We start from the raw sequence: 12,725 nt of genomic DNA on the forward strand, positions 1-12,725 counted from the left end.
GGTAACTTGGGGGGATGGAGATCTGGATCAATCCCGCCTGTTCCAAGTGCCGCGGGGCGCTCACCCTGCTCGACGCCGAAGGGGCCGACTACACCGTCCGGAAGTACCTGGAGGACGTGCCCTCCGTGGAGGAGATCCGGAAGGTGCTCGACCGGCTGGGCCTCGAACCGTGGGACATCACGCGGACCGGGGAGGCCGTCGCGAAGGAGCTCGGCGTGAAGGAGTGGGGCCGGGAGCCCGGCGACCGCGAGCGCTGGATCGAGGCCCTGTCCGCCCACCCCAAGCTCATCCAGCGCCCCATCATCACCGCCGACGACGGCACCGCCGTCGTCGCCCGCTCCGAGGAGGCCGTACGGGACGCCCTCGGGCGGGGCTGACCGGCGCCGAGGGGCCGGGTCATGAGGTGCTCGCCGGGGCGTTCGCCGACGCGGCGGTAGCCGAGGCGTTCGTAGAGGTCCCTGGCCCGGGTGTTGCCGGTGAGGACGGCCGGGCGGATCACCGGGGCGCCGGTCCCGCGGGCCCACTCCTCCACGGCGGCGACCAGCCGGGCCGCCAGGCCCCGGGCCCCGCGCCTCGGGCGCGACCCAGAGCGAGCGAGCTCGGGGACCCCGTCGGGGGCGAGGAGGCCGCCCGCCAGGCCGACCGGGCGGCCCGCGAGGAGGGCGACGAGGCCCAGGGCCGTCGGGTCCTCCAGACGGGCCCGCCAGCGGGCTTCGCCGCCGGCCCGCCACTCCTCCATGCCCGTCCGGAACGCCTCGGGCGAGACCGTGAGGGCGGTGAGGCGGGCCTCGCGCCAGAGGGGCCAGACGGAGGGGTGAGGGTTCTCAGGGCGGGGGTCTGGGGGTCGGTGCCTGGGAGGATCGCCATGGGGCCAGTGCCCGGCGGGGGCGGGGCTCTCGCCTGGGGTATCCGGTGGCTCCGGTCCCCGGTTCCGGTGTCAGCGTGCTGTGGTGCCGGTCGCGGGACTTCGGTGCGACTTCCGGAACCTGCCTTTTGACGTACTCCCCGCCCTAAAGGGCGAGGGTTCCGGCCTGGGTCGTCCGACCCTTCCGGCGGCTTCCTGCTTCACCGCGCTGTGCCGGGACTTTCGTTCCGGTCTTACCAGCACTCCACGAGGCGTTTAGCCTGTCCGCCCGTCCGGCGGCCAGGATGTTCTTGGCGGCGTTGATGTCGCGGTCGTGGACGGCCCCGCACTCCCCGCAGGCCCATTCCCGGACGCTGAGAGGCTTGGGGCCGTCCTTGATCCCGCAGGCCGAGCACACCTGAGATGTGGGCTCGAAGCGGCCGACCCTGCCGAAGTGCCGGCCGTGCTTGATGGCCTTGTATTCCAGCATGGAGACGAACGCGGACCATCCGGCGTCGTGCACGGACTTGGCGAGTCGGGTGCGTCCGAGGCCGGACACCGCGAGGTCTTCCACGTACACCGCTTGGTTGTCACGGATGATCTTCGTGGATTCCTTGTGGTGCCAGTCTCGGCGCCGGTCGGCCACCTTGGCGTGCTGCCGGGCTACCTTGATGCGGGCCTTCGCCCGGTTCTTCGAGCCCTTGGCCTTGCGGGACAGGCCCCGCTGAAGACGCTTGAGCTTCTTCTCGGCCCGACGCAGGAAACGCGGGGCGGCGATCTTCGTGCCGTCGGAGAGGACGGCGAACGCGGACAGTCCCAGGTCGATCCCGGCTTCCTCGTCCCGCTCGGGCAAGTGGTCGGGTTCGGTGTCCACGACGAAGCTGAGGAAGTACCGGCCCGAGCTGTCCTTGGTGACGGTCAGGGACGTCGGCGCGGCCGGAAGGCCACGGGACCACGTGACCTTGAGGTTGCCGACCTTGGCCACGTACACCGTGCCGTTGTCCTGCATGGAGAACGCGTTGGCGTTGAGGCGGATGGACTGCCGGGTGTCCTTCTTCGACTTGAACCGGGGCGCGCCCACGCGCGGGCGCTTGCCCTCCAATCCGTCGAAGAAGTTCTTGTAGGCGGTGTCCAGATCACGGAGGGACTGTTGCAGGACCACAGCCGACACCTCGGCCAGCCATGCCCGCTCGGGGGTGCGCTTGGCCTGCGTGATGTGGGTCTTGGACAGTTCCGCCGACTTCACGAACGGCAGACCGGCCGCGTGAGCTTCCTTCCGGGTGCGCAGGCAGTCGTTCCAGACCACGCGAGCGCACCCGAACGCCTGGGCCAGCGCACGGCGCTGAGTGGCGTCCGGGTAGGCCCGGTAGTTGTGGCGAAGCTGCATGATCGTGACCCTAGTACAGTTGGTCTCATGACTACAACCGACGACTTCCGCCGTGGTAGACAGGTTTTTTCGGCGATGCATGTCCACTTGGTCTTTTTGACGAAGTACAGGCGTGGGGTGTTCGACGACGAGATGCTGACGCGGCTCGAAGAGATCATGCGAAAGGTGTGCGTCGACTTCGAGTCGGAACTGAAGGAGTTCAACGGCGAGCGGGACCACGTGCACCTCCTGGTGCACTTCCCGCCGAAGGTCGCCGTCTCCAAACTGGTCAACAGCCTCAAAGGCGTCTCGGCCCGGCTGATCCGACAGGAGTTCACCGGCCGCATCGACCGGGCCGTCACGCACGGCCACCTGTGGTCGCCGTCCTACTTCGCCGCCTCGTGCGGCGGCGCGCCCCTGGCGATCGTTCGCCAGTACATCGAGCAGCAGAATCGTCCACCCCAGGTCGCGGGTCAGAGCAGCACCGAGATGCGTTCATCCCCGGCCTGAAGGCCGGGGCTTTCCGCAAGAGGTCCGGTAACACGGGGTTCACAAACGAGCAACCGAAGGGAAATCCCGTGTTGCGAGGCTGCGGTCACACGCAAGGCGCTCACGACGGCGGGCCGGGTCACCGGCCGGGCGTTCGGCGCCGCCCCGCAGCTTCTCGCAGCGCCGCGAGCCGCCGCGGATCCCCGCAGCAGCACGCCACGCCCTAAGGATGAACCCCGTGACCTTCAAGGCTGAGTACATCTGGATCGACGGCACCGAGCCGACCGCGAAGCTTCGTTCCAAGACGAAGATCATCGCGGGCGAGGGGCTGCCGCTGGCGGAGCTGCCGATCTGGGGCTTCGACGGCTCCAGCACCAACCAGGCCGAGGGTCACGCCTCGGACCGCGTCCTCAAGCCGGTCTTCTCCTGCCCGGACCCGATCCGCGGCGGCAACGACGTCCTGGTGCTGTGCGAGGTCCTGAACACGGACATGACGCCGCACTCCTCCAACACCCGTGCCGCGCTGGCCGAGGTCGCCGCGAAGTACGCCGCCCAGGAGCCGATCTTCGGCATCGAGCAGGAGTACACCTTCTTCGAGGGCACCCGTCCGCTGGGCTTCCCGGTGAACGGCTTCCCGGCCCCGCAGGGCGGCTACTACTGCGGTGTCGGCGTGGACGAGATCCACGGCCGTCCGATCGTCGAGGCGCACCTGGAGAACTGCCTCAAGGCGGGTCTGGGCATCTCCGGCATCAACGCCGAGGTCATGCCCGGCCAGTGGGAGTTCCAGGTCGGTCCGCTGGCCCCCCTTGAGGTCTCCGACCAGCTGTGGGTGGCCCGCTGGCTGCTCTACCGCACCGCCGAGGACTTCAACGTCTCCGCGACGCTGGACCCGAAGCCGGTGAAGGGCGACTGGAACGGCGCCGGCGCGCACACCAACTTCTCCACCAAGGCGATGCGCGAGGGCTACGACGCGATCATCACCGCCTGCGAGTCGCTGGGCGAGGGCTCGAAGCCGCTCGACCACGTCAAGAACTACGGTGCCGGCATCGACGACCGCCTGACCGGTCTGCACGAGACCGCCCCGTGGGACCAGTACTCCTACGGCGTCTCCGACCGCGGCGCCTCGGTCCGCATCCCGTGGCAGGTCGAGCAGGACCGGAAGGGCTACATCGAGGACCGCCGCCCGAACGCGAACGTCGACCCGTACGTGGTGACCCGCCTCCTGGTGGACACCTGCTGCGAGGCGCTGGAGAAGGCCGGGCAGGTCTGATCCTCGCTTCCCGGTAGCTGACGAGAGGGGCGCCCGCCGTATCCGTACGGTGGGCGCCCCTCTCGTCATGGAGGCGGGGTTCGCCCCGCCCCGTCCCCGCCTGTGCGCCGTCGTCCCCGGCGCGGTCGCCGGGCGGGCCCGGGTCGCCGACCCCCTGCCGCCGGGCGCCGAGCACCGCCGCACGATCCGGACCGTGCGGCGGGTCGGCATACGAGTGCCTGCCGTGAGCGGGCCCCTGGGTGGGAGCGCTCCGGCTTCTAGGAGGCGGCGCTCCGCTTCGTCCTCGCCCTGGACAGCAGGGCGAGGACCGACTCCGCTGCCAGGAGCACCAGCAGGCTGATGCCGAGCAGCGGGACGAACCAGCCGACGAGCGCGGTCGCCGCGGCGAGCGGCAGCAGCAGCGTCGCCGGCACCTTCCGCCAGGCGCCGCGGCCGACCGGTCGGCGCGGGCGGCGCAGCCACCACATGCGGTAGCCCCAGAGGATCATCAGGGTCAGCGCGAGGGCGAGGGCGGCGAGCGCCAGCTGGTTGAACAGGCCCAGGAAGACGCCCATGTGGGCGTCGATGCCGATCCGGGTCAGCTGGGCGAGGAGCGGGTGGTCGGCGAAGTCGAGCCGGTCGAGGACAGTGCCGTCGGCCGGGTCGAGCGCGACGGAGTCCAGCTCGACCGGGAACTGCTTGTCGGTCTCCTTCACGACGTAGCCCTTGCCTTCGGCGGGCAGCGTGACGGCTATCGAGGTGCTGTCGAGCCCGGCGGCGCGGGCGGCGGCGACGGCTCGGTCGATGCCGATGTCGGCGGGGGAAGGGGCGGGGCCGGTGCCCGAGTCGGTCGGGTGGTGGGCGGTGCCGTGGCCCGCGTGCTCGGAGCCCGCGTCCGCGTCCGCGCCTGTGCCCGCGTTCGCGGAGAGGGTGGGGGTGGCGCCGCCGAGGCTGTCCTGGAGGGCGCCGATGTTCTCGCCGGCGTACCGCGACCAGGTCAGGCCGGTCGCGGAGAGCAGCAGCAGGCCGAGCGCCGCCCAGAGGCCGACGGAGCCGTGCCAGGAGAGGGTGCGGCGGCGGGAGGCGGGGCCGCCCTCGGGGAGCAGGAGCGCCCGCCGCCTGGTGCGGCGCCGGGCGAACCAGAGGGCCAGGCCGCCGAGGACCAGCACCCACAGCCAGCTGGCGGCCAGTTCGCTGTAGATCCGGCCGGGTTCGCCGAGGTGCAGGTCGCGGTGGAGGCCGTCGGTCCAGGTGCGCAGCGGCAGGGCTCCGCTGCTGCCGTAACTGGGCAGCTGCCCGCGCACGTCGCCGGTGTACGGGTCGACGAAGACGGCGAGGGAGGTGCCCTCGGGTGCGTCGGGGTCGGCCATCAGGACGCGGGTGGTGGCGCCGGGTTCGGCGGGGGGCCAGACGGCGGTGACGGTGCCGTCCGGGTTCGCCTCGCGGGCGATGCCGACCTGGCGGTCCAGCGGGAGGACGGTGTCGCCGACCGGGGCCTCCAGCTCGTGCGCGTACACGATCTTCTCGGCCTGGAAGGAGAGTGCGTAGAGCAGTCCGCTGAGCGCGGCGACGAGGAGGAAGGGGGCGGTGAGCAGTCCGGCGGTGAAGTGGAGCCGCAGGAGGAGGGGGCGCAGGGCGCTCCAGGCGCCGGGTCGGCGCGGGACGGTGGGCGACGCGGGGGCCTCGGGGGGCGCCTCGGGTGTGTCGGCCGTTCCGGGGCGTGCGGGATCGTCGATGGTCATGACTGTCCTCGGAGTCTTGTGAGGGGGCTGCCGTCGGGCAGGGGGAAGCGGCCCCCGGCGTCAGACGAGCGGACCGAGGACCGTGGCGCGGGGGACGGGGGGCCGGGGCGGGCCGCGCCGGGAGAGGACGTGGGCGAGGACGACGACGTGCGGGCGCCGGGCGTTCCGGCGGGGCCGCCGGACCGGGCGGCGCGGGTCGGCGGGGACGGCGGCGGGGCCGAGCGGGACGGCGAGGAGGTGGCGGAGCGGGGTGAGCGCGGCCTCCGCGAGCGCGAAGAAGGCGGCCTCGCCGCGGGCCAGCCACAGCCCGCAGACCAGCGCGGCGAGGAGGTGGACGGCGAGCATGCCGGGGCCGCCGTCGGTGGCGGGGGCGAGGAGGGCGGCGAGGCCGTCGGGAGCGCTGTGCGCCGTGGACCCCATCGGGTCCACGTGGCCCATCGGGTCCACGTGGCCCACGTGGCCCATGTGGCCCATGCGATCCGCGTGTCCCAGGTGGGCCGCGTGATCCGCCGGGGTCGGCGGACCGACTGCGGCCGGTGCGGTATGGGCCCCGGCCAGGGAGAAGACCGTGTGGAGCGCGCCCTGGGCGGCGAGGATGCCGCCCGCGCAGGCTGCGGGGCCGCGTCGGCGGCCGGCCGCGCACCAGGCGACACCTGCCGTAGCGGCGAAGGCGGTGAGAAGGGTGAGCGGGTCGAGCGAGTGCGCAGACAGGGACGAATGCCCCACTGCCGCCAGTACGACGCATACGGCCGCGAACAGGGCGGCCCTCAGGGTGCGCAGCGGCGACCGGGAATGCGTCATCGAAGACATGTTGTCACCCGCCGGAGGGACGGGGCAGACCGCCTCCCGGACTCCCGGGCGTCGCCTCCCGGGCCGTGCGCCGGTCTCGTGGTGCCGAGCGGGGCGGGGGCGCATACGGTCGGGGGAGAGCCGTGCAACGGGAGGAGCCCGACGCCATGCCCGCGATACCCGCCGTCTCCGTCGCCAACCTCCGGGACCTCGGCGGGCTGCCGCTGGGCGACGGCAGGTCCGTGCGGTCCGGGCTCGTGCTGCGGTCGGCGCAGCTCGACCGGCTGGACCCGGCGGAGGAGGCGGTGACCGGGCTGAAGATCCGTACCGTCGTCGACCTGCGGACCGCCGCCGAGCGGGCCGACCGGCCCGATCTGCTGCCGGACGGGGCGCGGGTGCTCGTCGCGGACGTGCTCGCCGACTACCTGGCGACGAGCGGGCTTCCGCCGGCCGCCCGGCTCAAGACCCTCCTCACCGACCCGGCCCTCGCCGAGCAGCAGCTCGGCGGCGGGCGGATCCGGGAGGCGATGCGCCGCACCTACCGCGCCTTCGTGAGCAGCGACTCCGCCCGCGCCTCCTACCGGGCCCTCCTCGCCGAGCTGGGCACGCCGGGCGCGGGGCCGCTGCTCTTCCACTGCACGGCGGGGAAGGACCGGACCGGCTGGGCGGCGGCGGTGGTGCTCTCGCTGCTCGGTGCGGACGAGGCGACCGTCCGGGAGGAGTACCTGTCGGTCAATCCGGCGGTCCGGCAGGCGTTCGCGCCGATGATCGAGGGGTTCGTCACCCAGGGCGGCGACCCCGACCTCGTGCTCTCGATGGTCGGGGTGCTCCCCGAGTACCTGGACGCGGCGCTGGAGGAGGTGGCGGAGCGGCACGGCTCGATGGAGGCGTACGTACGGGACGGGCTCGGCGTTCCCGACGAGCTGGCCGAGCTGGTCAGGGAGCGGCTGACGGTGTACGCGGTCTGAGGGGGCGGCGCCCGGCCCGGCCCCTTCCGGGGTGACCATCGGAAGAATCGCTCGTTCTGCTGAACGTGAGCACCCAGGATCTCGTCCCGTCGCCCGTGGGCCCCGTCGACGTCGAGCAGGCCGAGGCCGCGCTCGTCGAGCGCTATCCGCGTCTCGTGCGCATCGCCTATCTGGTCCTGCCGCCGACGATGGGCCGCAACCGGCGGGTGCTGACCGCGCACGCGCTCGTGCAGCGGGCGCTGCCCCGCAGGCGGGTGCCGGGTCCTGCCGTGCCGGAGCCCCGGCGGCCCGAGGACGCGGTGGACCCGGGGTACGCGTACGTACGGGGCGAGGTGCTGCGGCAGGCGCTGGTGGCCGGGCTCCCGCTGCGGCGGCTGGCGGTGCCGCGCCGCGCCCAGCTGCCGCCGCTGCTGCCGCAGGTGTGGGGGCTGCGGCTGTTCCCCCGGGCCGGCGGGGCGGACGAACTGGCCCTGGACCAGCTCCTCTCCCGGCTCTCCGCCCCGGCGCGGGCGGCGTACGTGCTGCGCGGCCTGGAGCGCCAGGGCGACGCGGAGGTCCTCCGGGTCCTCGCCTCCGTGGGGGCCGGGGACCCGGAGGCCGCCCTCGCCGAGCTGGCCGCCCTGGAGGACGGGGCTCCGGCCCCCGAAGCAGAGGACGGAGCGGCGGAAACCGGTCCCGCCGGTCCCCGGTTCAGCGGGGGCTCGCTCCTGGAGTCCGCGGAGTTCGACCCGTGCACCCTGCAGGCGCGGCCCGGGGATCTGCTGCGGCGGCGGCAGCACGGGCGGGCCGCGCTGGTGGGTCTGGTGGCGCTGCTCGTCTGCGGGGCGCTGCTCGGGCTGCCGGGGGACGGCTGGGGCAGAAACGGTGCTGCGGCGCCGAGTTACGCCCGTAACCCCGCCGCCGAGGCCGCGCTCGACCCGGCGAGGGTGAAGCGGGTCTCCGCGGCCGTGTGGCCCGGGGCCGTACGCCGGGACTTCTCGGTGTGGCCCGCGCGCGGGGAGCTCACCGGGGACGAGGCGCTGCTGCGGCGGGCGCTCGCCGTGTGGGCGCGGCCCGGCGGCGCGGTGGAGTCGTCGGCGACGCCGGGCACGCCGGTCGGGCCGCCGATGGGGCCGCCGCAGCTGCTCTTCGCGGGGCGGGTGGACGCGGTCCGGGTGGTGCTCTTCCACGACGGGCTGCGGATCGTGCGGTACGCCGAGCCGGTGGAGGGCACGGCGGGCGCGGGCCTCGACTTCGCCCGTACCGACGCCGCCGAGGGGCCCGGCGCCGCGGCCGTGGCCGTCACGCGGGCGGCGGGCAACGTGCGCTATCTGACCGCCCCGTGGGTGACCGGCGCCTCCGTGCGGGACCTGCTGATGCCCGGCAAGGAGCCGTGGGCGCTCCGGCGGGACGCGCACGGGGTGACCGACGCCGTGCCCAGTCCCGCACTCGCGGAGGGGTGCGAGCGGTGGAACGTCCTGGAGGTGAAGGACGATTCCGGCAGCCGGCTGCTCGGCGACCTCGGTGAGCCGGCGCCCGCCCGGCTGCTGTGGGGTCCTCCCGGCGCGCCCGTGGAGGCGACCGGGCGCGAGGCGCGGGCGGTCTGGGCGCGGACGGCCTGCCAGCTGACGACGGTCCTCGGGCAGGGCGTGCGGTCGGTGCGGGCCTGGCGGTTCGCCCGGCAGCCGCTGCCGGAGGGCGGGGGGCGTGCGGCCTGGGTGTGCACCCGGACGGAGACCTGGCGGGGCACCGGCACCCGGGTCCTCGCCCAGTTCCTGGCCCCGGACCCGAAGGTCCCGGCCGCGGTGGCGGCCCGCGCGGAGAACTCCCCGGCCTGCGGGGCGCGGGAGCCGAGGGTCCTTGCCGGGGCGCTGTGGCAGGCGCCGGGCGGCGGCTGGTACGTCCTGGCGGCGGGCGGCCCGGACGTGGCGTCCGTGGAGGTCGCGGGCGGTGTGACCGCCCGCGCGGAGGGCCCGGTGCTCGCCGCCCCCGCCGAGGCCGGCGCCCGCGCCGAGCTGAGCGCCGTCCTGGAGGACGGCCGCCGCATGCCGGCGCTGAAGCAGGGGTGATAAAGAAGAAGGACGGGCCGCCCGGCCCGAAAAGGACGGGCCACCGGGCCGAAAAAGGCCGTGCGCGGCTCTGTTCGTCGTGCTTACCCCTCAGTACATTGACGGCATGTCTAATACGCAGCCTGCACCGGTGGCGTCGGAACACGTCGAGCTCAAGGCCCGCAAGGTCGCCTTCGACTGGCGGGAGACCCCGCTCCACTGGGTTCCCGGCGACCCCTTCACCACGCACACGATCAACGTGCTGCACCTGCTGCTCCCGGCCGGGGAGCGCTGGTTCGTCCACGTGTACCAGCAGGCGCTGCCGTACATCACCGACGACCGGCTGCGCGAGGACGTCATCGGGTTCATCGGCCAGGAGGCCGTGCACTCACAGGCGCACGACGACGTCCTGCCGCACCTGCGCCGGCAGGGGCTCGACCCGACGCCGTACACCGCGCAGGTCGACTGGTTCTTCGAGAAGCTGCTCGGCGACCGGACGCTGCCGCCGGGGCGGGCGCGCCGCTGGTGGCTGAAGGAGCGGGTCGCGATGATAGCCGCGATCGAGCACTACACCGCCTTCCTCGGCAACTGGGTGCTGAACGCCGAGGAGCTGGACCGGCGGGGCGCCGATCCGATGATGCTGGACCTGCTGCGCTGGCACGGCGCCGAGGAGGTCGAGCACCGGGCGGTGGCCTTCGAGCTGTTCATGCACCTCGACGGCGGCTACCGGCGCCGCGTCCGCACCTGGGCGCTCTCCTTCTTCACCCTGGTCTTCCTCTGGCAGCGCGGGGTCCGCTTCTTCCTGGAGAACGATCCGACCCTGCTCGACCCCAAGGCGTCCTGGAGGGACTTCCACCGCAGGGGCCGCCAGGGCGTGCTGCCGTCCGTCCCGGCCATGCTGCGCTCGATCCCCCGCTATCTGAGCCGTTCCTACCACCCCTCCCAGGAGGGCGACACCGCGCAGGCCGTGGCCTACCTCGCCTCCTCCCCCGGCGCCAACGGAGGCCGCTGATGCCCCGGTTCACCACCGTCGCCCTGGTCGCGGGCGCCGCGCTGCTCGTCCGGCGGGCGGTCCGCTCGCGGATGACCACCGCCCCACTGTGGCCGCTGCCGTCCCTGGAGGAGCCGGTCTCCGGTTACGGGCGCGGGGCCACCGTCCCGCGCCGGGTGCTCGTCACCGGGCGGGCCGTCCCCGCCGAGGGCGTCGTCGAACTGCGCCTGGAGGGCGAGCGGCTGCCGTCCTGGGAGCCCGGCGCCCACCTCGACGTCGTGCTGCCCTCGGGCCGGGTCCGGCAGTACTCGCTCTGCGGCGACCCCGGCCAGGCGGACGTCTACCGGATCGCGACCCGGCTCATCGAGGAGGAGCAGGGCGGCCGGGGCGGCTCGCGCGAGGTGCACGAACAGCTCCACGAGGGCGCGGAGGTCGAGATCCGGGGCCCCCGCAACCGCTTCCCTCTCGTCGCCGCCCCCTCGTACGTCTTCGTCGCCGGCGGCATCGGCGTCACCCCGGTCCTGCCGATGGTGCGGGCCGCGGAGGCGGCGGGCGCGGACTGGCGCCTCGTCTACTGCGGCCGGTCCCGCGCCACCATGCCGTACCTGGCGGAGCTCGTACGGCTCGGCGGGGACCGCGTGACCGTGGTCGCGGAGGACGAGGCCGGGTATCCGGACCTCGCCTTCCTCGGCTCCGTGCCGAGTGAGACGCAGGTCTACTGCTGCGGGCCCGACGGGCTGATGGACGCGGTCACCGCCGCGATGCCGGAGGGCCGGGCGCCGCGTCTGGAGCGCTTCTCGGCGGTCGCCCCGGCCGGCGGCACCCCCTTCGAGGTCGAACTCCGGCGCTCGGGGCGGACGGTGGCCGTCGCCGCCGACCGTTCGGTGCTCGCGGCGGTACGGGAGGAGGTGCCCGGCCTCATGTACTCCTGCACGCAGGGGTTCTGCGGCACCTGCGTGCAGACCGTCCTGGAGGGCGAGGTCGACCACCGGGACGAACTCCTCACCGAGGCCGAGCGGGCGGCCGGTTCGATGCTGGTCTGCGTCTCGCGCTGCACCGGGAGGAAGCTCGTCCTGGACCTGTAGGACTTACAGGTCCGGTCAGGGCAGGACCAGCCAGTCGAGGGCGAGGGCGGCCGCGAGGCCGCTCACGAGGAGCCAGGTGCCGAGGCGGGTGCGGCCGTTGCGGGACAGCTCGATGACGATGCCGCAGAGGATCATCGCGAGGCCGTACACGCCGACGACGAGGACGGAGGTGCTGGTCGCCAGGCGGATCACCAGGACCACGCCCATCGCCACGAGCAGGACCGAGGCGGCCGCCACGCGCAGCCGTCTCGCCTGCTTGGGCGTCATGCCCTCGCCGGATTCCCGGCCCTCTTCTTCCTCCACCACCGCCTCGTCGGGCTCGTCCGTCCCGGGAGTCTCGGCGGCCGGGGTGTCCTGGTCGGAAGCGCTCATGAACGAGGAGCGTAACGGACCCCGTTAGGCTGTTCGTATGACGACCGGTGTGCGGCGCAGAATGGGCGTCGAGGAGCGCAAGCAGCAGCTGATCGGGGTGGCACTCGAACTCTTCAGCCGCCGCTCCCCCGACGAGGTCTCGATCGACGAGATCGCCGCCGCGGCGGGCATCTCCCGGCCGTTGGTCTACCACTACTTCCCCGGCAAGCAGAGCCTGTACGAGGCGGCGCTGCGGCGTGCGGCGGACGAGCTGGCGGCCCGCTTCCTGGAGCCGCCGCAGGGGCCGCTGGGGGCGCGCCTCCTGCGGGTGATGGGCCGGTTCTTCGACTTCGTCGACGACCACGGGCCGGGTTTCGCGGCGCTGATGCGGGGCGGTCCTGCGGTGGGTTCGTCGACGACGAACGCGATGATCGACGAGGTGCGGCAGGCCGCGTACGAGCAGATCCTGGCCCATCTCGGGGTGGCGGAGCCCTCGCCGCGGCTCGAACTGGTGGTGCGGTCCTGGGTGTCGCTCGCGGAGTCGACGGCGCTGCTGTGGCTGGACGGGCGGCGGGTGCCGCGCGCGGAGCTGGAGCAGAAGCTGGTGCACGACTTCGCGGCCCTGACGGCGGTGAGCGCCGTCTACGACGAGCAGACGGCGAAGGTCCTGACCGCGGTCCTGGCCGAGGAGCCGGCGGACGGACCGTTCGCGGACCTGGTGGGCCGGCTCCTGGAACTGGCGCCCGCCGCCGTCGCCGTACCGGATCAGCGCTCGTAGCGCTCGCAGAAGGGCCCCGGCCGCGCCGGTGGCGGCCGGGGCCCGT

General features: G+C 73.7%; 12 protein-coding genes. 8 read left to right on the forward strand and 4 right to left on the reverse strand.

The features are described from left to right. Positions 1-14 precede the first annotated feature (14 nt). Entirely contained in the window at positions 15-377 is a 363-nt protein-coding gene (locus QK442_RS01500; protein ID WP_282691898.1) for an arsenate reductase family protein, read from the forward strand. Between the two features lie 633 nt (positions 378-1,010). Here the strand turns inward: QK442_RS01500 and QK442_RS01505 are convergent. Next, positions 1,011-2,231, reverse strand: coding sequence for an RNA-guided endonuclease TnpB family protein (locus tag QK442_RS01505; protein WP_282691899.1), 1,221 nt, complete (start codon positions 2,229-2,231; stop codon positions 1,011-1,013). Between the two features lie 27 nt (positions 2,232-2,258). On the opposite strand from QK442_RS01505, the gene tnpA reads away from it, so the two are divergent. Then, positions 2,259-2,720: an IS200/IS605 family transposase gene (gene tnpA, locus QK442_RS01510; RefSeq protein ID WP_282691900.1), complete on the forward strand. Its 462-nt coding sequence runs from the start codon at positions 2,259-2,261 to the stop codon at positions 2,718-2,720. Between the two features lie 217 nt (positions 2,721-2,937). Then, on the forward strand, positions 2,938-3,969 hold the full coding sequence (gene glnII, locus QK442_RS01515; protein ID WP_282691901.1) for a glutamine synthetase: 1,032 nt from the start codon (positions 2,938-2,940) through the stop codon (positions 3,967-3,969). A gap of 257 nt (positions 3,970-4,226) precedes the next feature. On the opposite strand, the gene QK442_RS01520 is transcribed toward glnII, so the two are convergent. Continuing rightward, a complete protein-coding gene (locus QK442_RS01520) occupies positions 4,227-5,690 on the reverse strand; it encodes a PepSY-associated TM helix domain-containing protein (protein WP_282691902.1) in 1,464 nt (487 codons plus the stop codon). Positions 5,691-5,750: 60 nt separating this feature from the next. Beyond that, a complete protein-coding gene (locus tag QK442_RS01525) occupies positions 5,751-6,491 on the reverse strand; it encodes a hypothetical protein (protein ID WP_282691903.1) in 741 nt (246 codons plus the stop codon). Positions 6,492-6,646: 155 nt separating this feature from the next. Here QK442_RS01525 and QK442_RS01530 point away from each other — a divergent pair, with 155 nt between their 5' ends. From QK442_RS01530 to QK442_RS01545, 4 genes are all read left to right on the forward strand, one after another. Further along, positions 6,647-7,447 carry a tyrosine-protein phosphatase gene (locus tag QK442_RS01530; RefSeq protein ID WP_282691904.1) on the forward strand — a complete coding sequence of 267 codons (801 nt, stop codon included), beginning with the start codon at positions 6,647-6,649 and terminating at the stop codon, positions 7,445-7,447. 65 nt (positions 7,448-7,512) lie between these two features. After that, positions 7,513-9,495, forward strand: a complete 1,983-nt coding sequence (locus QK442_RS01535) for a hypothetical protein (protein WP_282691905.1) — start codon at positions 7,513-7,515, stop codon at positions 9,493-9,495. Between the two features lie 106 nt (positions 9,496-9,601). Then, positions 9,602-10,486, forward strand: a complete 885-nt coding sequence (locus QK442_RS01540; protein ID WP_282691906.1) for a metal-dependent hydrolase — start codon at positions 9,602-9,604, stop codon at positions 10,484-10,486. Then, a complete protein-coding gene (locus QK442_RS01545; RefSeq protein WP_282691907.1) occupies positions 10,486-11,550 on the forward strand; it encodes a PDR/VanB family oxidoreductase in 1,065 nt (354 codons plus the stop codon). The genes QK442_RS01540 and QK442_RS01545 overlap by 1 nt, the downstream gene beginning before the upstream one ends. A 15-nt stretch (positions 11,551-11,565) precedes the next feature. Here the strand turns inward: QK442_RS01545 and QK442_RS01550 are convergent, their stop codons facing one another. After that, positions 11,566-11,922 carry a hypothetical protein gene (locus tag QK442_RS01550; protein ID WP_282691908.1) on the reverse strand — a complete coding sequence of 119 codons (357 nt, stop codon included), beginning with the start codon at positions 11,920-11,922 and terminating at the stop codon, positions 11,566-11,568. Positions 11,923-11,959: 37 nt separating this feature from the next. Between QK442_RS01550 and QK442_RS01555 the strand changes: the two genes are divergently transcribed. Beyond that, on the forward strand, positions 11,960-12,679 hold the full coding sequence (locus tag QK442_RS01555) for a TetR/AcrR family transcriptional regulator (RefSeq protein WP_282691909.1): 720 nt from the start codon (positions 11,960-11,962) through the stop codon (positions 12,677-12,679). The last annotated feature ends 46 nt before the right edge of the window (positions 12,680-12,725 follow it).

Source organism: Streptomyces sp. CC208A (assembly GCF_030010625.1).
GTDB lineage: Bacteria > Actinomycetota > Actinomycetes > Streptomycetales > Streptomycetaceae > Streptomyces.